The organism is Pararcticibacter amylolyticus (genome assembly GCF_003130405.1).
Taxonomy (GTDB): domain Bacteria; phylum Bacteroidota; class Bacteroidia; order Sphingobacteriales; family Sphingobacteriaceae; genus Arcticibacter; species Arcticibacter amylolyticus.
Genome location: NZ_QEAS01000009.1, coordinates 74,555 through 99,212 on the forward strand (window position 1 = coordinate 74,555; position 24,658 = coordinate 99,212).

23 protein-coding genes are annotated in these 24,658 nt (G+C 43.9%); 15 read left to right on the forward strand and 8 right to left on the reverse strand.

The window, feature by feature from the left end:
• Positions 1-310 precede the first annotated feature (310 nt).
• The 4 genes from DDR33_RS11965 (at position 311) to DDR33_RS11980 (ending at position 5,050) form a co-directional block, all read left to right on the forward strand.
• Positions 311-1,117, forward strand: coding sequence for a helix-turn-helix domain-containing protein (locus tag DDR33_RS11965; RefSeq protein WP_109416032.1), 807 nt, complete (start codon positions 311-313; stop codon positions 1,115-1,117).
• 60 nt (positions 1,118-1,177) lie between these two features.
• On the forward strand, positions 1,178-2,638 hold the full coding sequence (locus DDR33_RS11970) for an alpha/beta fold hydrolase (RefSeq protein WP_202913728.1): 1,461 nt from the start codon (positions 1,178-1,180) through the stop codon (positions 2,636-2,638).
• Between the two features lie 232 nt (positions 2,639-2,870).
• Positions 2,871-3,590, forward strand: coding sequence for a DUF1003 domain-containing protein (locus DDR33_RS11975; RefSeq protein ID WP_109416033.1), 720 nt, complete (start codon positions 2,871-2,873; stop codon positions 3,588-3,590).
• Between the two features lie 20 nt (positions 3,591-3,610).
• Positions 3,611-5,050, forward strand: coding sequence for an AcvB/VirJ family lysyl-phosphatidylglycerol hydrolase (locus tag DDR33_RS11980; RefSeq protein ID WP_109416034.1), 1,440 nt, complete (start codon positions 3,611-3,613; stop codon positions 5,048-5,050).
• 18 nt (positions 5,051-5,068) lie between these two features.
• Here the strand turns inward: DDR33_RS11980 and DDR33_RS11985 are convergent, their stop codons facing one another.
• Complete coding sequence (locus DDR33_RS11985) at positions 5,069-5,875, reverse strand: class I SAM-dependent methyltransferase (protein WP_109416035.1); 807 nt, start codon at positions 5,873-5,875, stop codon at positions 5,069-5,071.
• A 107-nt stretch (positions 5,876-5,982) separates the two neighbouring features.
• On the opposite strand from DDR33_RS11985, the gene DDR33_RS11990 reads away from it, so the two are divergent.
• Positions 5,983-8,199, forward strand: a complete 2,217-nt coding sequence (locus DDR33_RS11990; RefSeq protein WP_109416036.1) for a helix-turn-helix domain-containing protein — start codon at positions 5,983-5,985, stop codon at positions 8,197-8,199.
• 129 nt (positions 8,200-8,328) lie between these two features.
• Entirely contained in the window at positions 8,329-9,618 is a 1,290-nt protein-coding gene (locus tag DDR33_RS11995) for a thioredoxin family protein (protein ID WP_109416037.1), read from the forward strand.
• A gap of 53 nt (positions 9,619-9,671) precedes the next feature.
• On the opposite strand, the gene DDR33_RS12000 is transcribed toward DDR33_RS11995, so the two are convergent.
• From DDR33_RS12000 to DDR33_RS12015, 5 genes are all read right to left on the reverse strand, one after another.
• Positions 9,672-10,292, reverse strand: coding sequence for a response regulator transcription factor (locus DDR33_RS12000; protein ID WP_158280729.1), 621 nt, complete (start codon positions 10,290-10,292; stop codon positions 9,672-9,674).
• Positions 10,285-12,258, reverse strand: a complete 1,974-nt coding sequence (locus DDR33_RS12005; RefSeq protein ID WP_158280730.1) for a tetratricopeptide repeat-containing sensor histidine kinase — start codon at positions 12,256-12,258, stop codon at positions 10,285-10,287. The genes DDR33_RS12000 and DDR33_RS12005 overlap by 8 nt, the downstream gene beginning before the upstream one ends.
• 77 nt (positions 12,259-12,335) lie before the next feature.
• A complete protein-coding gene (locus DDR33_RS26870; protein WP_262509939.1) occupies positions 12,336-12,458 on the reverse strand; it encodes a hypothetical protein in 123 nt (40 codons plus the stop codon).
• Positions 12,459-12,462: 4 nt separating this feature from the next.
• A complete protein-coding gene (locus DDR33_RS12010) occupies positions 12,463-13,101 on the reverse strand; it encodes a hypothetical protein (protein ID WP_109416040.1) in 639 nt (212 codons plus the stop codon).
• A gap of 17 nt (positions 13,102-13,118) precedes the next feature.
• Entirely contained in the window at positions 13,119-14,099 is a 981-nt protein-coding gene (locus tag DDR33_RS12015; protein WP_109416041.1) for a TolB family protein, read from the reverse strand.
• A gap of 405 nt (positions 14,100-14,504) precedes the next feature.
• On the opposite strand from DDR33_RS12015, the gene DDR33_RS12025 reads away from it, so the two are divergent.
• The 9 genes from DDR33_RS12025 (at position 14,505) to DDR33_RS12060 (ending at position 23,760) form a co-directional block, all read left to right on the forward strand.
• Positions 14,505-17,009 (forward strand): glutaminase family protein, encoded by a 2,505-nt coding sequence (locus DDR33_RS12025; protein WP_109416043.1) that lies wholly within the window; start codon positions 14,505-14,507, stop codon positions 17,007-17,009.
• A gap of 233 nt (positions 17,010-17,242) precedes the next feature.
• Positions 17,243-17,392: a hypothetical protein gene (locus DDR33_RS25840; protein WP_158280731.1), complete on the forward strand. Its 150-nt coding sequence runs from the start codon at positions 17,243-17,245 to the stop codon at positions 17,390-17,392.
• Positions 17,393-17,533: 141 nt separating this feature from the next.
• Complete coding sequence (gene metN / locus DDR33_RS12030; RefSeq protein WP_109416044.1) at positions 17,534-18,565, forward strand: methionine ABC transporter ATP-binding protein MetN; 1,032 nt, start codon at positions 17,534-17,536, stop codon at positions 18,563-18,565.
• Positions 18,558-19,214 carry a methionine ABC transporter permease MetI gene (gene metI / locus DDR33_RS12035; protein WP_109416045.1) on the forward strand — a complete coding sequence of 219 codons (657 nt, stop codon included), beginning with the start codon at positions 18,558-18,560 and terminating at the stop codon, positions 19,212-19,214. Before metN ends, metI begins: the two co-directional genes overlap by 8 nt.
• 1 nt (position 19,215) lies before the next feature.
• Positions 19,216-20,025 (forward strand): methionine ABC transporter substrate-binding lipoprotein MetQ, encoded by an 810-nt coding sequence (metQ, locus tag DDR33_RS12040; protein ID WP_109416046.1) that lies wholly within the window; start codon positions 19,216-19,218, stop codon positions 20,023-20,025.
• A 139-nt stretch (positions 20,026-20,164) separates the two neighbouring features.
• Positions 20,165-21,337 carry a methionine aminotransferase gene (locus DDR33_RS12045; protein WP_109416047.1) on the forward strand — a complete coding sequence of 391 codons (1,173 nt, stop codon included), beginning with the start codon at positions 20,165-20,167 and terminating at the stop codon, positions 21,335-21,337.
• Between the two features lie 79 nt (positions 21,338-21,416).
• Positions 21,417-21,893, forward strand: a complete 477-nt coding sequence (locus DDR33_RS12050; protein WP_238387776.1) for a c-type cytochrome — start codon at positions 21,417-21,419, stop codon at positions 21,891-21,893.
• A 6-nt stretch (positions 21,894-21,899) separates the two neighbouring features.
• Positions 21,900-23,264 carry a cbb3-type cytochrome c oxidase subunit I gene (locus tag DDR33_RS12055; RefSeq protein WP_109416048.1) on the forward strand — a complete coding sequence of 455 codons (1,365 nt, stop codon included), beginning with the start codon at positions 21,900-21,902 and terminating at the stop codon, positions 23,262-23,264.
• Between the two features lie 10 nt (positions 23,265-23,274).
• Complete coding sequence (locus tag DDR33_RS12060) at positions 23,275-23,760, forward strand: c-type cytochrome (protein WP_238387777.1); 486 nt, start codon at positions 23,275-23,277, stop codon at positions 23,758-23,760.
• Between the two features lie 84 nt (positions 23,761-23,844).
• Here the strand turns inward: DDR33_RS12060 and DDR33_RS12065 are convergent, their stop codons facing one another.
• Complete coding sequence (locus DDR33_RS12065) at positions 23,845-24,186, reverse strand: GreA/GreB family elongation factor (RefSeq protein ID WP_238387778.1); 342 nt, start codon at positions 24,184-24,186, stop codon at positions 23,845-23,847.
• A 100-nt stretch (positions 24,187-24,286) separates the two neighbouring features.
• On the reverse strand, positions 24,287-24,658 hold a 372-nt coding region (locus DDR33_RS12070; protein WP_238387779.1), incomplete at its 5' end, for a GreA/GreB family elongation factor.

Here is a 24,658-nt window from a genome sequence, read left to right on the forward strand (position 1 = left end):
AGAAGGTTTATTTTAAGAGTTTTTATCTTTTGTCCTCGGTTGAATACATTTCAGAATCAAACCCTGTTAGAGAAGTTCTAAGATTTCAAAAGATTCAATTCCCCGTTGAATCTTTAAAACGTGTTCACAGGAGAGTAAAGCGAATTTCAGTTCCACTAACCAGGATTACAGCTAAATCTTTATCGTTTCGTTTTTCAACATATATATTGCCGGCATTTTCTGTGTCAATAATGATATGATGCTCAAGGTGGTTCATAAACATACCGTAACATTTCGGCTAAACGGGCATCTAAATATACATCAATGCTTTATGATCGAAATATTTCAGAACATACGGGAGATCTACGATTTTACCGCACCATGCGGCGAGTTGATGCCTTATATAGAGTTCTTTTCAGAATCTTCAGCTGAGAAATGTGAGTTGTATTTTGACAGGGGGCATGCCAGTGTGACAATGTTTGAGAGCTGGACGCCAACTTTCTATATCAACCTGACGGGCGGCTATGTGATTGATGTGGGCGGTAAACACCATAATATTGGTAATGGAAAGGATATCCTGATCCTACGCAATGGACTAGTGACCCGGCATAATCAACCAGGTGACCGGATTTTCACGGTCAAGTTCTATCCAGGCGGACTGGAGGCCGTGCTGGGATTAAATCAGGTATCTATGGGCGACCGGGTAGTTAGCCTTAACCGGATATTACCGCAGACGCTACTGACAATGCTGAAAGGAGCAGTTTCTTTTATTGACCGCATAACTATCATGGAAAAATTTTTGTTGACAGCGATGCGGGGAAAAGTTGCGTCTGATTATTATTCCAGAATTGTGCTCGCAGCCATTGGTGAATATACAACCACAGATATGCAACTGAATACTTCGAAAATCGCCGAACGACTTTTCATCTCATCGAAGAGTATTAACCGCTACTTTAACCGGGTGGTGGGTGTAGCACCCAAAAGCTACTTTTCTGTTTTGCGGGCCAGAACGGCTTTGACGGCGATGGTCGGTAACCGCAATGATTTTAAACCCTGGATATATGGCTACTATGATCCGGCACATTTTTACAAGGATGTGTTCAGGTTTACAGGCAGGAAGATCAGTGAGGTACTTTAACGGATACAGATTGTCCGTTTTTTACTTTATGCAGGGGATGATAGTAGTTATTTTGCAGCTATGAAAAGCAATTTTCTCATCCGCATTTATTTATCATTTTGTGTTGCTGGTTCATTGATAATGTCTGCAGGGCACGCTTTTTCGCAAAAAAACCCAGTCTATATTGAGCCATATCCTCAACTTGTAAAGGCTGACGCGCGGCTGATCCTGAAGACGGGCTATCTGGTGGTGCCAGAGAATCGGAATAAGCCCGAGGGCCGTAAAGTAAAGTTGCCTTTTTTCTTTGTGAGGCGTCCGGATCAGGATGCACACAAAAATATCTCCTTATATATGACCGGCGGGCCGGGTTACAGTACTACTGCCGGTATCGATAGTATCAGCTATCATTCGGGCTTTTTGCGGTACGGCGGATTTATAGCTTTTGACCAGAGGGGAACAAAACGTGCAATACCGAATCTGGAAGCCGATGAGGTTTACGAAGCAATTAAACAGAGTTACCGGGAGAGTCGAAACAAAGATAGCCTGGTGTTGCTGGCAGTCAAAAAATCGCGTGAGCGGCTGGTTCGGCAAGGCATCGATCTCTCGGCTTACAACACGGCGGAAAGCATAGAGGACATTAACGACCTACGGCTCGCCCTTGGTCTTGACTCACTGAACCTGGTTGGGATTTCTTACAGTGGTGGGATGATGCTGTCAATGGCACAGATACACCCTGAAGGAGTTCGGACACTGTTGCTCAATTCGCCACTACCAACCTTTGTCACCTACGAAGAAACCGCGTTAAACAATATTAACGAGGCGTTGGAGCAGGTGTTTTTGAATTGTGCAGCAGATTCTGCTATTGCATACAAGAATTTGAAAGTCAGCTTCCAAAGTTACTTCACAAAACTTGGTACCAGGAGGTTTCCGATCATGTATCTGGAAAAGGGTAAGAAGGATTCGATGCTAACCAACTACGGCAAACAAGAATTACTGGATGTTATCATAAACAGGCTCAATACCGGCCTGGTGAAAACAGTGCCATTTGTGATCTTTGAGATAGTCAGCGGCCGGGCGGAACCCTATGTGCGTGAAGTATTGGACGGGTATTTCGCGGGGAATACTTCGGTGAGTCTGGCGATGCGTTATTCTATGTACTGCAGTGGGCAGATCGCCTTTGCGGATAAGGCAACTGAAATGCAACAGGAAAAGCGTTTTCCCTGGCTGGCAGGTTATGTATTCAACAATGTAGATCACCCGATCTGTGATTGCTGGCAAGTGCCACCGGTTGGAAAAGCGGTCAGGACACAAATAAGTTCCCTGGTGCCGGCGCTGATCACCGCCGGTGATGTAGATCCCTGGTGCCGGCCTTCCTATAACCGGCTGATCAAAAGTAAAATGCCGAATGCACAGTTGCTGATCCTGCATAATAAGGGTCATGGCGCGGGCTATACAGCTGGAGGTATCAACTATTTGGATGAGTTTATGAAAGCGCCGATGAAGCAGCTTAAGGCAGGTTCAGGCGGCGTTAGTATCGAGTAACGCCGCCAGGCAAAGCTCAGTCAGCAACCGGTTCAGGAAATAAACGATTAGAGGACCGCTATTTACATAACCATCGGCTATGCTGCTCTCTTAAAAGATACGGGATCCTCATTGCATAGCTTTATTTAAAGTATTTTCTCAGTCTTACCTCTGCCCTTCCTTAAGTCTTTTTCATCAAAACCGGAAAAGAGTTGTTAAATTTATTCATTCATTAACGTAGTTTAAGTTAAATATGCAGAAGCAAAAGTGTGCTGTTACAGGCCTGGAACTTAACCCTGAAGAGCTGATACCTGCCAATACTTTAAGAAAGAACCTATCTGATTTCATTCGAAAGGACCATCCTTTGTTTAAGGAGGACGATGTGATCAGTAAGGAAGCACTTAAAACGTACCGGGGAAAATACCTGGAAGAGATGCTGAAAAGCGAAACTGGTGAACTTGAAGAGCTTGAAAAGGAGGTGGTACAGGCAATCGCGGGTGAAGACATCCTGGCGGAAAACCTGGCCAAAGATTCCCCGGAACAATCAACCTTTGGTCAGCGGCTGGCGGATAAAGTTGCGGCATTTGGAGGAAGCTGGACATTTATTATTTCGTTTGCAGTGATACTGGCTCTCTGGATATCATTGAATTCTCTGATGCTTGCGACAAAAGCGTTCGACCCTTATCCCTATATCCTGTTAAACCTGATCCTTTCATGCCTGGCTGCGCTGCAGGCTCCTGTTATCATGATGAGCCAAAACAGACAGGAAGCGAAAGACCGGCAAAGAAGCCAGTATGATTACAAGGTTAATCTTAAAGCAGAACTTGAAATCCGGATGCTCCATGAAAAAGTGGACCACCTGATGATACACCAGACTCAAAAGCTTCTGGAACTGCAGGAAATGCAAATGGATCTCCTGGAAAGCATGGCCGAAAAAACAGGTTGTCAGTTCCTTCCTAAAAATGAAAACTAAACAGACCTGAGTCCCGTCGTATGAATAACGTGAAGTATATCCTGGGCGCCATACTGCTTATGGCGGCTTCGTTCATAAAAGCTGATGTAAAAACCGACTCAATAAAGTATGGACCGTTCGCCAGCATTAAGATCTATCATCCCAGGGAAAAACCTGTTTCGCTGGTTCTTTTTGTTTCCGGAGACGGAGGCTGGAATGGTGGAGTGAAAATAATGGCTGAAAAACTGGCTGAACAGGGAGCTATGGTAGCGGGTGTTGACATCCGTTATTATCTTAAGTCCCTTTATAAAAAAAAACTCGCATGTTTTTATCCGGCCGCGGATTTTGAACAACTTAGCCTGATGCTTCAGAAGAAGTATCGTTTCCCGGTATATTATAAACCGGTGCTGACCGGATATTCTTCGGGAGCAACCCTGGTATACGGAATGCTGGTGCAGGCGCCGGCCAATACTTTCAAGGGGGCACTCGCACTGGGTTTCTGCCCTGATCTTAAAACATGGAAGCAATTATGTGAAGGCGCCGGCCTCAAATCGCACAAAATGAAGGAAAGGGGGACTTTCTACCTGGAGAGAACCACAAAGCTGACAGCTCCATTCATAGCACTGAATGGTATTACCGATCAGGTTTGCCCTTATGAGGCTACTAAAGAGTTTTTGTCCGGGATGCCCGAAGCTCAATTGGTTACCCTAAATAAGGTTGGGCACGGATTTTCGGAACAGGCCGACTGGCTGCCCCAGTTTCAGGCTGCGTTCAAAAAGATCTTAGATGCACCCTCTTTTTCACAGATTAAAGAGGGTGGAAATGAAATACTAAAGCGGGAAAGTCCTGAGAAACTGCCCGGAAACATGCCGCTGGCGGTTATTCCTTCCCCTGATAAAAGTGATGTCCCCCTGGTGTTTATGATCTCAGGAGACGGAGGGTGGACCAGTTTCGACCAATCGCTCGCGGAAGCATTGGCAGAAAAAAAGTTAACCGTGATCGGTCTCGATGCCCAGAAATACTTCTGGAATGCTCAATCTCCGGCAGAAACAGCTTCTGACATCAGCCGTGCTGTCGTACATTATATGCAGCAGTATCATAAAGAATCATTTGTGCTGGCGGGGTATTCTTTCGGAGCCAGTGTAGTACCATTTGTGGCGTCTCGTCTGAGTGACGAGCTCAAACACCGGCTGGCAGGGGTGATTTCCCTTTCACCCGACGTCACAGCCGACTTTGAAGTTCATGTAGCGGACATGCTTGGTTTAGGAAACGATAATGAACAGTATAATGTGCTCAATGAACTGAAAAAGATCCGGAAATTCCATCCCTTATGCTGTTTCGGGCAAGAGGAAGATGAAGCAATAACTAAAGCATTTAAAAAAGCAGATACTAATGTCCTGATACTTCCCGGCAATCACCATTTTAATGACAACTACACCTTGATAGCCGAAAAAATGTTTGAACACCTGACGATAAAATAAACAGGTATCCCTGCTGCTTTACCTGCCATACGATGCCTTGATGGAATATAACATCGGAATTTTGTTTTCCATCCCGGCAATCTGGTAGGCGCCTTCTCCTGTTTTTACCATGTTGCTGAAGCATTCATACGGTGATTCGGCATGTTCATTAAAGAAATTTATAGTCAGGCCTGCTTCAATTAAAGCATTCAGTATGTCGCTGATACTATGATTCCACCCATATTCTTTATCCTTAAGAGCGGCATCTCTATCGGCATACGTACCTGTCTTTTCTTCTTCAATTGGTTCCCCGGTATTGAAATAGGAATATTTGAAGTAAGAGAACTCATCATCGAACATCCATACGACAGGATGGAAATCCACCATGTAAAAAATCCCGCCAGGCTTAAGTCTTTGCACTATTTCTGCAGCCCACTTACTCAGATCAGGTAACCATCCGATGGTTCCATAAGAAGTGAATACAATATCAAACTTGTCTGAAATATGTAATCCGGTATCATAAACATTACAACAAACGAACCTGCAGTCTACCCCCATTTCGGATGCTATTTTCTTTGCAGCGTTTATTGCCTTATCGGAAAAATCAAGACCAGTGGTCACGGCTCCTAACCTGGCCCATGAAAGAGTATCCATTCCGAAGTGACATTGAAGATGAAGAAGCTTTTTGCCGTTAACATCTCCCAATTCGCGAACTTCCACGGGGTTTAAAGATGTGCCGCCGGCTTTAAATTCATCCAGACTATAGAATGCTGATTTCATGTGAACATCTGTTTTATTGTTCCACAGTGCTTTGTTGGCAGAAAAGTATTTATCAGGATCAGTCATTTGTCTTTTACTTAATGATCCGTAAAATTAATGATCTTACGGATTTCTGCCCAACACCTTTTCCACAGTTCAGCATGCTTTCGTGATATTGTTTAATTTTGTGTTTAATGAATCAGGGCAGACGGACAAAACAGGAACTGGTTATTTCATTTATCAATGAAACTCAAAAACATCTCTTCATTACAGGAAAAGCAGGCACGGGCAAAACCACCCTGCTAAGGGAAATCAGGCAAAACACCGGCAAAAAAATCGTTGTAGCAGCCCCTACAGGAGTGGCTGCGATAAACGCAGATGGGGTAACCCTGCATTCCTTATTTAAACTACCTACTGAAGCGATACTGCCTGTAATGGACAAGAATCTTCCCTTTAAGACTATCGGAACGCTTCTGGATGGTTTTATTTTGTCTGCCGATAAGGAGAAGCTGTTGCTGGAACTGGAGATATTGATAATTGATGAGGTATCCATGCTCCGTGCAGATATCCTGGATGCTATTGATCATATACTGCGCTACATACGTGGAGTACCAGAACCATTTGGCGGCGTCCAGATGGTATATTTCGGAGATCTTTACCAGTTACCTCCTGTCGCATCTTTTGAGGAGGAAGCGGGATTGCTTAAATATTACCGGTCGCCCTTCTTTTTTGAAGCCCGGGTGATGGCGGAAGCTGAACCTGTTTTTATTGAACTGACACAGGTATTCCGGCAATCCGACCCGCTGTTTCTGAAATTGTTAAATAACATCCGGAACAATACTCCTGATGAAGGAGATTTTCATTTGCTCGAACGAAAGTATCTGCCGGATTTCCGGCCGGCTGCTGAAGAACACTATGTTCGGTTAACTTCTCACCGGAAGATAGCGGATCAGATTAACATGGCTGAACTTGAGAAACTGCCAGGGGCATCGACGGTCTTCAAGGCTGCTGTTACCGGGCTCATTGATATTAAAAGCTTGCCGGTTGAGCAGGAGCTCGCATTGAAACAAGGAGCCCAGGTGATGTTCGTTAAAAATGATTCAGGTGGCTTCAGGCGGTATTTCAATGGAAAGATCGGGGTGGTTACTTCCCTGAGCGCCACGTCTGTTGAAGTGACATTTCCGGACGGGAACAGTTTAGAAGTGGTGCAGGAACGCTGGCAATTTATCCAGTACCAGCCGAATGAAGCAGCGGGACAGTTTAATGAAGTGAATATCGGTGAATTTGTTCAATATCCTTTGAGGCTTGCCTGGGCAATTACGATTCACAAAAGTCAGGGGCTGACCTTCGACCGCGCAATTATCGATGCGGGACGGGCATTTGCTCCGGGGCAGGTTTATGTGGCCCTGAGCCGCGTACGGACGCTGGACGGGGTAGTGCTTTACACACCAATCAGTAAGGAAAATTTGTTTTCTAATCCGAAGGTTGTAGAATTTGCACACCGCATTGAAACTGCATCTCCCCCAGAGAGCCTCCTGGAACAGGCAAAGGAGGACGCGGTGTTCCAATACATCTGTAATACATTCAGGCTCTACGGATTACTCATCTATGTACAACGTCTGCAGCCGGAGGTAGATAAATTTCGGTTTGGGATCTATCATCATCATCTGAAATTTGCTACTGAGATAAGGCCCTTACTTGAGAGACTGGATAAGGTGGCGGAGACTTTCATAAGAACGCTTGAGGGCTTCTGGCGCGGAGTACCTGCTCAGCGGACCGGAGGAACTAAAAGGCTGGCAGATGCCGCGACGTACTTTTCAGAGGAACTAAATTCCAAACTGGTGGTACCATTGAAACAGGAACTCGCAGGCATGCTGATGAAGAGAGCGCCAAAGGAGATCATCCAGTTCTATAGCGGCCTGGAAAAAGCCTGCAGTAGCCAGCTAAGATCGATGAATAAATGTGCGGCTATCTGGCAAACCCTGATATCGGGTGCTGACACCACCGGTCTTATACCCAAAAGGGAAATAGAGACGGCCCTCCCAAAGAAAGAAAACCTCGTCAACCGGACATCAACAGCAACCCTGACGCAGGCTCAGAAAGCAACCTTGAAACTGTTCAGAGAGGGACGCACTCTGGAAGAAATTGCACAGAGCCGTAATCTTTCTCTACAGGCCGTTGAACAACATATTACCATATTCATTGAAACCGGTCACATATCAATTGATGAAGTCCTCCTGCCGGAAACGACCACCCTTATACAGGAAAAGCTGAATAATCGCCAGGCTGGGATCCATCATATAAAGAAAGAACTCGGCGATGGGATTTCTTATTTCCAGATCCGCGCGGTCATTGCTTACATACAATCTAATACGGAGCAGAAAGGCAGCGGAAGCGCAACACTCTTCTGATACCAGAACCGAATTTATTTTCAATTTAATAACATAAGTATTACCTTTATGAAAGGACGAGTGCCCATATATGACGTGTTCTCATACCAAGCGATGTCGTCTGAATTTTAACCAGTAACTAAAACCAATATGCCTAAATTTTTCATAATCTTAATCGTTTCCCTGAGCTCTGCTTTTATTACTAAAGCACAGGATAAAGGAGGTATTCAATTTCTCCATGGACTTAGCTGGGATCAGGTAAAAGAGAAAGCAAAGTCGGAAAATAAATATATTTTCCTGGATGGATTTACAACATGGTGTGCTCCATGCCGCGCAATGGAGAAAAACGTACTTTCGCAAAAAGCAACCGGCGATTTCTTTAATTCCCGTTTTCTGAATATTAAAGTCCAGTTTGATGTTACCAAAGCAGATAACAATGAGGTAAAAAACTGGTATAAGGATGCAGAGGCCATCCAAAAGGATTATCTAGTAAACTCCTATCCAACTTATCTTTTCTTTAACCCGAATGGTGAACTCGTGCACAGAATAGCTGGCGGCTCCCCTACGCCTGAAGAATTTATTACCATGGCAAAGGATGCATTAAATCCGGGCAGTCAATACTACATGCTAAAGAAGCAGTATGAATCTGGAGTAAAACGGGACCCGGAATTCCTTAGATCTTTTATTAGAGCTGCTGAGGTAGCACACGAAAACAAGGCTATTCCAGACATCGTCAATGACTATCTAATTACACAAACGGATCAATTGACTGATGAAAATCTCAGAATTATAAGTATCGGCACATCTAAAACTTCTGACCGGGGGTTTAACATTTTAAAGAATAACCGGGCTAAGGCAGATGCTGTGTTAGGAGTTGGTAAAAGCGGTGAAATAATCAGAGGAGTTTTGACAGACGAAATTGTAGTTCCATTTCTGAGGAATGGCGGACACGTTGAAAGACATGGTCCGATGCTGATGTATACGGGAGAAATCAATAATAATCCGGATTGGAAGGTACTTAAAGAAAAACTGGATAAGCAATATCCGGAATTTTCAGATGAGGTGACAATGGCGGCTATGCCCCTGTATTGTCAATTTAAAAATGACTGGCCTAAGTATGCCGAATATGCCGCTTCTTTTATAAATAAGTATGGACACCGTTTATCCGGGGACACTTTAAACTCTTATGCCTGGGACATCCTGATTAACCTCAATGATGAAAAATGTTTGGAGACCGCAACTGCCTGGTCGAAATTATCACTATCAGGAAGGAATGAAAAGAATCCGGGGTTCCTGTTTACCTATGCAAGCCTGCTATATAAATCGGGGAAAAGAGAAGACGCTATATCGGTTCAAAAAGATCTAGTAAAGCTTTCAAATAAAAATGAAGGCTATTTGCAGGTACTTAACAAAATGGAAAAAGGAGAAAAGGTCTTCTGAGTAAGAATGCTCAGAATTGCGATACTCTATGCCATACCTATCTGAGCTATTCTTTATATATATTTCAATTCTGCAGCCTTTTTGACGAGGGCTGCAGAATTGACAACTTTAAATTTCTGCAACAGGTTTCGACGGTGACTTTCTACAGTTAATGGGCTAACAAACAACCTGGCGGCAATTTCAGGAGTAGTCAATCCATCTGCCAATAATAATAAAACTTCTTTTTCGCGGCGTGTAAGCAAGGGAGCATGGGTAAAACTGCTTTCCATGATCTTCCTGATAGCAGGGCTTAATACCGTAGCGCCGCTTGCAGCATTCTTGATTCCGTTGATCAGTTCCCCGGCAGAAGAATTCTTAAGCAGATATCCTGAAGCGCCAGCCTGCAGCATCCTGGATATCATACTGCCTTCGTCGTTATTGCTGACAGCGATAACATAGCATCCGGAATAAAGCCTTTTTATTTGCTCACAGGCTGTCACACCATCGGTACCAGGCATATGGATATCCAGAAGCACAACATCTACCTGATTTTCTTCAAGGTACCGGATGCCATCTGAGGCATTAGTAAAAACAGCTTCGAGAACTATCTCGTCTGTACCGGCAAGAATGAGAGTGAACCCGCTTAATACCAGCGGATGATCATCTACAATGATGACTGAAATTGGTCTATTCATGAATACTGACATCTATATTGAACGTACTCCCTACTCCCCTCTCCGTTTTAACTTCCATTGTACCTTTGAGGATTTCAACCCTGGTCCTGATATTTGAAAAGCCGATTCCGCCATCAGTCCCTGCGATATCCGGGTCAAAACCCTTTCCATCATCTTCAATTGTTATATAAAAACGACCTTCGTGTTCGCTGGCCTGCACCATAACAGCAGATGCTTCGGCATGCTTAACGGCATTAGTCAACAGCTCTTGTACGATGCGATATATGGCGATTAAAAATGGCTGATGATAGTCTGTCCGCAAATTAAACGCCTCGAACGTAACACGAAGGCTTTCAGTATTCATCGATTGGCATAGATCTCTCAACGCTGGTTCCAGTCCCATATAGAGCAGCGATTCCGGCATCATATTGCGGGCGATCCGTCTGAGTTCGCTTACCGAATGATCCAGTTGACTGATGACGTGGTAAAGTTCCATATCTGTATTGTTGACGGTGTTCGATTCTATCTTTGTGGCAAAGGCCGATAATTTAAGTTTTACGCCGGCGAGCATACCTCCAAGACCATCGTGCAGATCCCGCGCGATACGGTTACGCTCTTTCTCCTGTCCCTGGACCATCGCGTTGTACAAATGTATTTGCTCCTGCTGTTTTATCGTTTTAAGCTCTTCCTTCAGCAATTTTTCCTTTTGTATAGCAAGGCGTTTTCTATGCTGGTGTGACTTATAAATCATTATACTTATCACTACGGCAAGCAAAGCAATCCCTGTCAATACAGTAACCAGCATTTTGTTTCGTTCGAGCGCTATTTGCTGGTGCTGATTATGCGTTTTGAGCTTTAGCAGCTCATTTTCTTTCTCTGCGGTCTGAAACTTTTTTTCCAGTTCAAGTACCCGGTCTGCCCCGGCCTTTGTAATTAAGGTATCTGTTGCAAGCTTGTATTGTTCGTACCAGTGAGTTGCTACTTTATAATTACCCATTTCACTTTCTGTTTGCGCGAGGTCGTAGTAAACAGCCTGTTTGTCGTGCAATGAATTGCCCCGGCTGACATACTCTAATACACGATGCAGAACGTTACGCGCAGCAACAAGGTCATGAGAAGACTTATGCAACCTAAACTCCTCATAAAGGATATAATTGGTCAGGTGATTTGTGCCCAAACGACTTGCCGCATTCAAGCCCTTCTCAAAACAGGATAATGCTTTTTGTTTTTGCCCGGCTTTTTGCCAGTAAGTTCCTTCAACACTGTAGTACATGGGCAGGTAAGCAGAGGAAGGAACTTTAGACACAATGAGCACTGCACTATCCAGAAGCTTTCGTGCCAGTTCCTGTTGATTATTGAACAGTGCATTACGGGCATAATTGACAAAAGCCGTCAGCCGCTCCTCGTGGGCAGCTGACTGATATCTCAGTAACATCAACGCTTGCGAATAATATTCACCGGCTTTATTGTACTGCTGCTGGTTCATCAGCACAAGTGCAACGTTTTGGTAGTTATTGGCGACCAACGCGGTATCGGCAATTTGTTTAGCCAGAGGTATAGCCTTATTAAGTAACACCCGCACATATTCATCCGCGTGCCCCCCGCGTTGAAGCAGTGCCCCATAGCTACCCCACAGGCGTACACGGTAACGAAGCGCAAGTGGCCGGCGGCTCTTTACCAGGTACTTTTCAGCTTCGAGGTACTTCCGTTTGGCAATTTCGGGTTCAGCATCGAAATAAGCCGCACCCTGATAAAAAGCGAGAAGGCCCCGGTGATAGTTATCCATCCGCTGAACCGGCATAAGTCGTTCTGCCTGCCGTATGTAATAAAATGCCTTCGCGGTATCGTAATCTGACCAAAAGAAGCTGAGATCCAGCAAGCCGTGGATCTTATATTCCGTTTTGCCAGCTTTTTTAATTTTATTCAACAGACTGTCAGAGTGCTGCATTATGGGATCACGCTCCTTCCCGAAAAGTACAGCAGACATAAACAAAAAGTACCAAAGAAACAGAAGCGGCTTCATCCACAAAAAAACTATTTCGGGCAATTTAAACCATTTGGCTTTTAATCGCAATCGGCCATGTCCCCCATCGTCATTCCGTCCGGCCACCATATAGGTACAAGCCTCAGGATGCATCGGGGATGAATAGCTGAAAATCCACTATTCTTCATATCAAAAAACTTCATCTTTTTATTGACAAACCGGCAACAAAGCTAAATCCATTGTCCCTGATCCCCAATTAAATACAGCCTTATTGACCCAGGCTAATTTTTCGCAGCCGCTGCCGGAACCCCCGGTGCCATTTCCCCGCCTTTTCAGATCAAGTGAGGATCTGAGAATAGACTCTTCGGGAATGTTCCCTTCTGCTATAAGGTAGTTGATAGAAACGTCGAGCATCAGCCGGTCGTCAAATAAATTCCCTTTCCACTGTATGCGTTTTTTTTCATCCGCAACCTCACCAGTCATGGAACCCTTGTCATTAATAGTGAAAGAACCCAAATTGCCCTTGAATGCCCATTCTTTACCTTTTTGTTTGCCAGGCAAAGCGAAGTTGTACGAATCGCCTCCTTCGAAAGTAGCATCAATGATGATCATAACGCTATCACCCCTTATTTTATCAAGGCTGAATGTACCTTTTCCTTCGATCGAAGGTAAGGGCTCATATCCTCGCACATACATTTTTGCATCTGCCTTTCCAATGTAGGGCTCGTCTTTATAGAGGGAGATAAAACCGCTTTTTCCATCAGAAGGCTCGTTCTTTTCGCTCTTACCGCACGCTAATATTGCGATTACTGCAACAAAGCAACTCATTTTCAATACCCTGTTCATGATTTACCTTCTTATTATTATCTCCAAATAACCTGACCTCCGGCCTTTTCTACCTTGTCTTTCCCTTTCAGAATGACTGGAATCACTTCCGGGGAATTGGCTTCAACAGGGCCGACGTTGTACTGTTTGCCATCGTTGGGAATGATTTTGAGGTCCCATATATAGCTAAATACACCTGCCTGACGGTAATCCGCTCCTACAAGCAGGTATTTCCCGTCAGGGGAGAAAGCCGGAGCTGCTTCCTGGAAATTACTGGTGGTTACCTGTTTTAGGTCGCTGCCATCGATGTTCATCGTATAGATATGCTTATCGATACGAAGGGCGAGCTGGGTACCCTGGTGATTGACGGTCAAGTCGCCCCAGCCTTCATATTCCATCTGCTTAACCAAAGCCCCGTTCTTATATGGAGGTGCAGAACGGATAATGTTTTTACCATGCGTCAACAATATCTCGTTATTGGGCAGCCACATCTGCATATCATGCATGCTGAACGGCTCTCCGCCGATATCGGTGATGCGGGTGACAAATTCACCATTAACTTTCAGGATAGTGATACCATCTTCTTTATCGTTTGACCGCACCAGGATAAGCGTGTTATCAGGCGATAACCAGCCTTTACTGTAATTATATCCAGCAGGTGCGTTGTAGATAAATTCGTGCACGATGCTTCCATCTTTCAGATTACTTAGCGTAAACCTCACATCGTTGTTACCAACGCGGCTTGCATTGACCGAAGTAAGGCGGTACTTCCCATCACGGGATACGTCGAAGTTGTTTAGCTTTGTATTATCCGGGATAAACGAACCACCAGTTCCTGAAGGCAGTTGTACCTGCAGAATACCTTCCGTAGCCCAATCGTAGTAGATCGTTCCTGTTAATGAGGATGGATATTGACCATTAGCGGAATCACCTTCGCCTGTATCATGGTCTTTTGAACAGGCCAGTAAAAACAGGGAGAATATAAGACCTGTTCTCCATAATATTTTGAATGTTTTCATATCTATTGCTTATTAAGTTTACACCTTATTACTTACAGATAGTAGACAATGACTGGTATTTGTAAATGCAAAGGTATCCCGGAATCAGAAACACATCAATCCACGAAAACCATGAATTTTCAGGTTCTGTCCGGTTTTCTTATATCAGCTGACAACAGTGACCTGCCTTCTGATGCTTTAAGTATTCCTTCACTGGACGGAGATCGTTCTGATACTAGACAGGCTTAAAATGAATAAGTAAAAGTCATTTTTTACACTTTTCCCTAAAACGTCCTGTTTTTGCAAAAGATTGAGACGCATATGCTAAAACTTGATACAAAATCTCAAATCCGATAATCGCTAAGGGCTTAATTTTACCGTCGAATAACCAAGAGTAAATGAACATGTTAATCAAACACACTTAAGATGAACAAATTCGACAAATTAAAATTTCTGTACCTGCTGACTTTCTTTTTAGGATTCCTAAACAGCAAGGCTCAGGACAGGAAGGCTCCATCCTACCCGCTGATCACACACAATCCTAATTTCAGCATCTGGTCTAACACAGATGAACTACATTCGTCGACTACTACACACTGGACAGGTGCAGACCACTCACTTCTGGGCCTGATCCATGTAGACGGTAGTATTTATCGTTTTCTGGGGAAAGAAGAGCCTGATTACAAAACGGTGCTGAGCACGTCAGACGAAGCATCTTATACTGTAAAGTATACCGAATCTGCTCCATCAGGCGAATGGACGTCAAATACTTATGCTGCCGAGGGTTGGAAATCGGCAGGTACGCCCATAGGAGATGATGAAAAACAGGTAAAGACTCTCTGGAAATCTAATGATATCTGGGTAAGGCGGTCATTCAATATTGCTAACACCGCAGGGATCAACGAGCTGTTTCTGAAAATGAACCATGATGATAACATCGAAGTATACCTGAATGGCAAAAGGGTATTCGAGAAAGAAGGGTGGACCAGTACTTTTCAGTATTATCCGATTAATAAAAGTGACTTGAAGAACGGTCAGAATGTGATCGCTATCCACCTGGCAAATACCGCAGGAGGCAGGTTCCTTGACTTTGGCCTTGTAGATAAACAAAAGAGCAACGGCGCCGGTATCCGGCTGGCAAAGCAAAAAAGCGTAGAGGTAACTGCAACACAGACCGTTTATGATTTTACCTGCGGTAAAGTAGACCTGAAACTCTCATTTACCTCTCCCCTGCTCATGAACGATCTCGGCCTGCTTTCAAGGCCGGTTTCTTATATCACCTACACAATTAAAGCGAATGATAAAAAGACTCATTCCGTGAAGGTCTTCCTGAGTGCTTCGTCTAACATCGCAGTATACAAACCTTCACAGGAAGTAACTGCACAGAAATATTCGACTGCAAAATTATCTGTTTTAAAAACCGGAACGGTGGAACAACCTGTACTGGAAAAAGGTGCTGATGACATGCGTATTGACTGGGGATATTTCTATGTAGCTGCTCCAAAGACAAGCAAGGCGGTTCAATTCATTACCAGTAGTAAAAATGCTGCCGATGCTTTCAGAAAAGGGATAACGGCATCTACTGCTTCGCGCGGCAAATCACTGGCACTGAATACCGTTATTCCGTTTGGAACAGTCGGACAGACACCCGTAGAACGCTTTATTGAACTGGGCTATGACGAGATCTATTCTATCCAGTATTTTAAAAGGAACCTAAGGCCCTGGTGGAATACATCAGGCAGGGAAACAATTGAAGGTCAGCTAACCGATGCCGCTACTCAATACAGAGAGGTGATGAAGAAATGTGATGCTTTCAACAAAACGGTATATTCCGAGGCTCTGCAGTCGGGCGGAAAAGAATACGCACATTTATGTGTGCTTGCCTACCGTCAAAGCATCGCAGCTCATACGCTGGTGAAAAGCCCGGAGCAGGAAATTTTATGGTTATCCAAAGAAAACAATAGTGGTGGGTTCATTAATACAGTAGATGTAACCTATCCTTCTGCTCCGCTTTATCTGATCTATAATCCCTCGTTACTTCAAGGAATGCTGAACGGCATTTTCTATTTTAGTGAAAGCGGCAGATATCCGCACCCATGGGCAGCTCATGACCTGGGTACCTATCCCCTGGCTAACGGACAGACTTATGGTGAACCAATGCCGGTAGAAGAATCTGGCAATATGATTATTCTTACAGCGGCAATTGCAAAAGCACAGGGCAATGCTGATTATGCAAAGAAACATTGGAAAACCCTGACTACCTGGGCAGATTACCTGACAAAGGAGGGTCTGGATCCTAAAAAACAGCTATGTACAGACGATTTTGCCGGTCACCTGGCGAGAAATGCCAATTTATCTGTAAAAGCAATTGTTGGGATAGCCTGCTATGCTCAAATAGCTGAAGCCCTGGGTGAAAAAGAAACCGCAAGGAAATATCGCCAGATAGCTGAAAGCATGGTACCGAAATGGATGGAAATGGCTGATGCCGGTGATCATTATGCTTTAACTTTCGATGATAAGAACACATGGAGCCAGAAGTATAATCTTATTTGGGATAAGGTTTTGGGGTTAGACCTATTTCCTCAGAAAATCTACGATACAGAGATTGCTTTTTATCTGAAGAAACAGAACAGGTTTGGTTTACCCCTCGATAGCAGAAAAGCTTACACAAAAAATGACTGGATTTTATGGACCGCGACTTTTGCTCCTAACCGCGAAGAGTTTGAGGCTTTTGTAAAACCCGTTTACAACCACGCTATCCAAACAGAATCACGTGTCCCCCTGAACGATTTCTACGATTCGAATACCGGCATACGTGAAAACTTTAAGGCGAGAAGTGTAGTCGGCGGTTTCTATATGAAGCTTTTCGCTGACAAACTAAAGGGGAATCAGGCGGGTATCCCCATGCACCAAGCCCCTTCAAATTATTAAATGAAATAGTCCGGATCGCAATATCAGGTATACGAAGCAGTTTCCCGAGGCTTCGTATACCTGGGGCCGGATCAACCATGCAGCCTTCCAGGGTCTGGACACCAGAGTGCCTTTTCCGGGAGGCTTTCATACAACTGAACCGGCAGTGTCCGGAATACAAGAGCTTTGAATAAATTTGTTGTAACCCCTGATATTTATTAAGCGTAAAAACACCTAAATAAATTGATAACATTATGGCAACTGTTCTACCATTCTTTTCTTATTCCCTCGAAGGGTATATGAATGCTAAAAATTTCTTGCTGACCAGAAAAATTGATATCAGCAACTTAAGGGGCTTTGTTCTTGTTGAATTTGCAAATGACATTAAAGAAGCAGAGGGCTAAAACTCCGGTCCAGTGAAATTATCATGTTGTTTTTTGACGAAAATTAGACTACCTAAGTAATAGACTATTTAAAATCATTCCTATTTTTGCAGCAGCATCCAGGAGACATCGAAGTTTATCGCTCCTGCATAAAGCTCATTAATGATTGAACTGCAACAAGTAAGTAAAACATTCCATAAAAAAAATGGCGGCGTAACAGCCCTTGATAATGTATCATTTACCGTCGGTAAAGGCAATATCTTCGGAGTTATTGGTGCCTCGGGAGCGGGAAAAAGTACACTCATCAGGTGTGTAAACCTGCTGGAACGTCCCGGAAGCGGAAAGGTGATAGTAGACGGTAAAAATCTGCCGGATCTTTCATCATCTGAACTTGCCCGTTCGAGACGGGAAATGGGTATGATTTTCCAGCATTTTAATTTGCTTTCATCCCGAACTGTATACGAAAATATCGCCCTGCCGCTTGAACTGGACAAAACACCAGTCAGCCAAATTAAAACCAGAGTTGACGAGCTCCTGGCCCTGGTTGGACTCGAAGAGAAGAGGAATGATTTTCCCTCCAATCTTTCCGGAGGCCAAAAACAGCGGGTAGCTATCGCCAGGGCTCTTGCCGCAAGACCCAAGATCTTATTGTGTGACGAAGCTACCAGCGCCCTGGACCCGGCAACTACCAGTTCCATTCTTTCATTACTAAAAAATATTAACCGGAAATTCGGTATAACAATCCTCCTTATTACTCATGAGATGGATGTCATCAAAGCTATCTGCGACGAAGTGGCAGTTATTAGCGATGGTAAATTGATTGAGAAAGGACGTGTTGGTGATATTTTCTCTAACCCTTCTTCTCCTGTTACAAGAGAGTTTATCACATCTTCTCATGATGTAGCTGTTCCTTTTGAGCTTGAACAGGTATTAACAGAGAGTTCGAATGGCACAGATTATCCATTAGTAAAGCTCAGGTTTACAGGTAAATTAAATGCCGGAACCGTGTTTTCGGAAACCAGCAGGCTATTTGAAGTAGATAATGAGATCGTGGCGGCCAATATGGATTATGCCCAGGGGATAAAATTCGGAGTTATTCTGATCCTGGTGAAAGGCACACAGGAAAATGTACAGCAAGCTATAGAATACTACAAAAGCAATAACATTCAAACGGAGGTGCTGGGATATGTCTGAACCAATGATCTGGATGCTTGTACGTGGTACAGGCGAAACTTTGCTGATGACATTCTTATCTGGATTCTTCGGATTCGTTATCGGGCTTCCCACCGGCATATTTCTTTTTATGACCAGGAAGGGGCAGATAATGGAGAATAGTTTTCTGAACACGGCTGCGTCTGTGCTCGTAAATATTTTCAGATCCATCCCTTTTATTATCCTGATCGTGTGGATGATTCCTTTCACAAGGGCCATCGTGGGAACATCCATCGGCGTAAAAGCAGCTCTTGTGCCTTTGAGCGTTGGGGCAGCTCCCTTCATTGCCCGTATGATAGAAAACAGCCTTCTTGAGGTACCTCATGGCTTGATTGAAGCCGCACGTGCTATGGGCGCTACTCCTATGCAGATAGTAAGAAAGGTCTTACTGCCCGAGGCGCTTCCTTCTATCATCAATAGTGCCGCTATCACCCTGATCGCTTTAGTAGGTTACTCAGCAATGGGAGGTGCGGTTGGGGCCGGCGGACTTGGTCAGATAGGCTACCAGTATGGATATGTCGGGTACGACTTTGTCGTGATGAATGTTGTATTGGTACTACTGGTAATAATTGTTTTTATCATTCAGACGGCGGGAGATTTTCTTGCCGCAAAAACTGATCACAGAAAATAACATGAGAATAAGTATAAAAATCCTCGTACTGGCCGTTATAGGCTTTGTACAAGCAGCCTGCACAGGCAATCAAAGCAGAAACAAAGAAGCTATCCGAATAGGAGTCGAGTCGGGACCAGAATATGAAGTAGCCCTTGCTGCACAAAAAGTAGCGAAAGAGCGGTATGACCTCGATGTTGAACTGGTGTCGTTTAATGATTATGTTATGCCTAACGAAGCATTGCACCAGGGAGACATTGATGCTAATGTATTTCAGAACAAACCCTATCTGGATGTTCAGGCTAAGCAAAGAGACTACAAATTCGCTATCTTGGGCAACACGTTTGTTTTTCCCCTTGCCGGATATTCACGAAAAATTAAAAAGACTACGGAGCTTGCAAACGGGAGCACAATCGTTATTCCCAACGACCCTACGAATGGCGGGCGGGCACTGCTCCTGCTTCAAAATGCTGGTCTTATCCATTTAAAACCGGGAGTTGGCTTATTGCCCACAGTTAACGATATCGCCGGCAATCCCAAAGGTTTAAAAATTCTGGAACTTGAGGCTCCTCAATTGCCGAGAGCGCTCGATGACAACAATGTGGATGTAGCAGTTATCAATAACACTTTTGCTGCACCGGCGGGACTAGTTGCCAACCGGGATGGCCTGTTTGTAGAAGATAAAGATTCGCCATACGTCAATATTATTGTATCAAGGCAGGACAATAAAGAAGATCCCCGCTTAAAGAAATTTGTTGAGTCGTATCAATCAGACGAAGTTGCAAAAACAGCTGAGAAAGTGTTCAAAGGCGGCGCTGTTAAAGGTTGGTGATGTCACCAGCTTGTTTGTGATTGTTTTTACCGATTTCTTCGGCTTGTATTTGAGCCTCTATAAATTCTCTTCGGCACGCTGAAATGTATCGTGATATTGTTTGAATTTCCTGTACTAATTAAAACGCTATCTTAGAAAAATGGAGAAAATTAATCCTGTCGGCATTTTCCCTGCACCCAGATATAAGGATTCAGGAACAACTATTTTTACCGTCATGAGTTCGATGGCCCAGCAATATAATGCTATCAATCTATCGCAGGGATTTCCGGATTTCGATGCAGACGGACGGCTTGGGGAGTTTCTGCTGGAGGCATGTTCTCACGGATTCCATCAATATGCTCCCATGACAGGTCTTCCGATGCTCAGAAATGAAGTTTCAGAATATATTTTCAGCACACAGGAGGTTCGGGTGGATGAGGATGCGGAAATAACCATAACTCCCGGAGCAACCAGCGCAATTTTTACAGCATTCACGTCTATATTACAGCCGGGAGATGAAGTAATTGTTTTTGAACCGGCTTATGACAGTTACATTCCCAATATAGAAATTAACGGCGCCCGTGCTGTCACTATTCCATTGTCGGCTCCCGATTTCTCTATAGACTGGAATTTAGTAAAAGATGCGATCTCAGCACGAACAAAAGCAATAATCCTGACTACTCCTCATAACCCAACCGGAGCAACTCTAAAGCCAAACGACTGGAACACTTTGGCTGAGTTGGTAAGAAATACATCGATTATCATTATATCAGACGAAGTTTACGAGCAACTGGTTTATGACAACGAAAAACATACAGGTGTTCTGCAACATCCGGAATTACGCAGGCGCGCATTTGCAATTTATTCATTCGGCAAAACATTTCATATCACGGGATGGAAAATCGGCTATTGTATTGCGCCCCCGGTTTTGACAAATGCCTTCCGTAAAATACACCAGTTCCTTTCCTTTTCTGTTAATACCCCCGCTCAGTACGCTTTGGCCCGAGTGCTGCAACAGCCGCCCTCTCAGCCTGCAAACATATTACTTCAACAAAAAAGAGACCTTTTCCTTTCATTATTAGGGGACACTCCATTTACTTTTCACCGGCCCTCTGCGGGCAGTTACTTTCAACTGGCCGGATACAGCAGGATAAGTAACCTCCCGGACTACGAGTTCGCTGCATGGCTCACCAAAAATCACGGAGTGGCGGCCATACCAGTCAGTGCATTCTACAGAAACAGGAAAGATGATAAAATTATCAGGTTCTGTTTTGCCAAAAAAGATGAAACGCTGAAAAGTGCTGGAGAAAGGCTAAAAAACGTTGTGGACTAAAAATGCCTGATTATTAAAGAAGCTCAAAATGACGAATAAAGGCAATTGAGAATTACCCTACATAGCTCATAGATTAAATATGCAAAGTGACCAGGATCATTTATTTGGTACCAGGGTAAGAGATATATTTGCGGCAGTAAGCCCTTTTTCGACAATGATAACGAGAATTTGGATAGTACTGTTCGTTCTATTTGCAGCCTATTCGGTCGCTGTATATATCTACAGTGATGGACAACACCGCGAGTCGCTCCCCTCTGCCAGCGTGAATAGAGGCTGGCAAGCCTGGCAGAAAAATAACTGTCACACTTGCCATCAGCTTTACGGGCTTGGCGGATATATGGGACCAGACCTTACCAATGCTGCTTCTGATCCCAGAAAAGGTCGGGAATATATGCGCGCATTTATAAAATATGGAACCAATAGTATGCCCTCGTTTCAACTGAGCGATAAAGAAATTAACGACATACTGAGCTTTCTGTCCTGGGTTGACAAAAGCGGAAAAAATATAGTCAGTCCGGCAAATGTACACTGGACAGGAAATTACCTGATAAACTAATATCACATGTTTTCAATCAACAGGTTCTTTATTAAGTTCTCCCTTGCAATGTTAATTGCAGCCCTCCTATTCGGTACTGCTGCCGCGTTTGCATTTCTTTATCCTGAACATTTTAATAAATGGCTCCCGTTTCAGCAGATGAGGCCTATGCATACCTCTGCCGCCTTATTCTGGATTATTTCGGGTGCAGCTGCCTGTGTTTGCCATTTTCAAAGCAGACATATCTTAGATGCCCGTGCTCTCAGGCAATTATTGTCAGCTTTTAAGCTAACCTGGATGCTTGTAATAATGGTAGTATTCGCATGTTATTGTATCAATGATTACGGAGGACGGGAGTATTGGGAATTTCCACCTTTTCTTAACCTGCCGCTTCTCGCAGGATGGGTACTGTTCGCCATCGTCATGCTGGCTATTTTTAAAAAAAGCGCACCTGCCTATGAATGGATGTGGATAACAGGCGTAATCTTCTTTCTGATCACCTTTACGGAACAAAACTTATGGCACTTATCCTGGTTCAGAGAATCGTATATCCGGGAAGTGACTGTACAATGGAAAGCCAATGGTTCTATGGTAGGAGCCTGGAACCAGATGATTAACGGGCTTTCAGTTTTTCTTATCATCAGGATAAGCGGAAATAAGGAGACCGCTTACTCAAAAATGACATTCTTCCTTTTCTTCCTGGGGCTTTTCAACCTCATGTTCAACTGGGGGCATCATGTTTACAATTTACCCAACGCCAACTGGATGCGCGGAGTGGCTTATGGGGTGAGTATGACTGAATGGGTTATTCTGGTTATTCTCATCAGAAACTTTAAAAGAAACATTCAGGAAGGCAGGAAGCTGAAGCATAGTCTTTCTTACCGGTTCATCAGCTCTGCACAGACCTGGATCCTGGCTAATCTTGGTTTAGCTTTACTGATGTCAATTCCTGCCATTAACCGTTATACACATGGTACTCATATTACTGTTGCACACGCGATGGGCACAACGATCGGTATCAATACCATGATTCTTCTGGCGGCCGTTGGCTATATTCTGCATGCAGACGATATGAGTGACAGATCTGTAAGAACAATCAAACGTTCGTTGTGGTTTGCCAACGCCAGTCTTTGGGTATTCTGGTCGGCACTTGTTGTTGCAGGGATCCTTAAAGGATATCTCATAATAAATCATCCGGAGATGTCTTTTACAGATGTAATGCAGCATGTAACCCCCTTTATACTGATTATGGCAATATCAGGCATATTGTTAATTCCTTCACTTGGACTGATTGCATTTATCTTTATAAGGATACCGGCAGAATCCGGGAAACAAAAAGATAAAGCATCAAATGCTGCAGAGAGAGACGAACTTCCTGTATATGCCGAATAGTAAAATAAATATGAAATCTCCACTATTATCAAGTTTGTTAATTAGCCTTTTTATTTTAAGCTCTTGTAATTCCGCGAATCAGAGACCTCCGGCGAATGAAAATGCTCCGGCATCTGAAAATACAAGTATACCAGGGATTGACCCTGCTGCTAAAAGTGACAGCAAAGGTGTCGGAAAATTCACTGCGGTAACTTTACCTGCCATCGATAAGAAGATTTCAGAAAAGGGGGCTTCGGTATTTGAATCTAAATGTATTTCTTGCCATACTCTAACAGATCAAAAGGGTATTGGCCCCGGGTTGAAAGGGATTACCACTATCCGGACACCCGAATGGATCATGAACATGATTTATAATCCGGAAGAAATGGTAAAAAAGGATCCTGTGGCAAAGGCATTAAAAGATCAGTATAAACTTCCGATGATGATCTCCGGCGGAATTACGGATGAAGAATGCCGTGCAGTTCTGGAATATTTAAGGTCTAACGATCAAAAATAATGTGGGCTGAATAATACGCGAACAAAGCAGTGACACCCGGACATGTCATCTTCAGGTGTCCTGCATGTTCTGTAACCCTGGAAGTTAAACTAATACCTCTCCGGTGCTTAACTGACATACAGAAAGCACTTTAAGCCTGTTTATTCCGGAAGGTAGTTCGCATTCAACGTCTTCTCCCCTGGAATACCCGAGAAGGGCGACCGCAAGTGGGTCAGAAACCAGGATCTGATGACTGCTTCCGTCATAATCTTCGGGAGACACAATATGAACTGTGAATGTTTGATTTTTCGTGGTATTCAACACCAGCACATTGCTATTGGTAGTTACCACGTTAAGAGGAAGCCATTCTTTATCTACGATCCTGGCGGTTTTCAGTTTCCATTGAAGCTTTTTTCTGTTGTAAACCGGCATATGCAGATCCTCCATTAAGAATTCTGTAAGTAACCTGAAATCAGTTTCTGTTAATATCAATCGCGTTTCTCTTACCATCTCATTCCCTTTCTTTGTGTAAATTCTCTATTTTTTTTCAAACATCTCCGACAAGCGCGCTCTTTTGCGCCTGAACGGCGTTCAGGATCCGGAAAGCCCTTAAACCACCGGGCATTTCCCATTCCACGGTCGCGCCCGCTCTGTATCCTAATAAAGCGATTCCAATCGGGGCAAAAACGGAGATCCTGTTCATTTTCATATTTGCTTCTGCGGGAAATACGATCTGAAATTTATAGATCCGTCCCGACCCTTCTTCTTTAATTTCAACCAGGGAATCGATCCTGACCACGTCATCTGGTAATTCATCCTCATCTACCACCTTGGCTGAGTCAAGCTCCTGTCTAAGCTTCTTTTTATTAAAATCCGAAAGATCTGATGCTTCAAGATGCTTCTTTAATATATCCAGCTC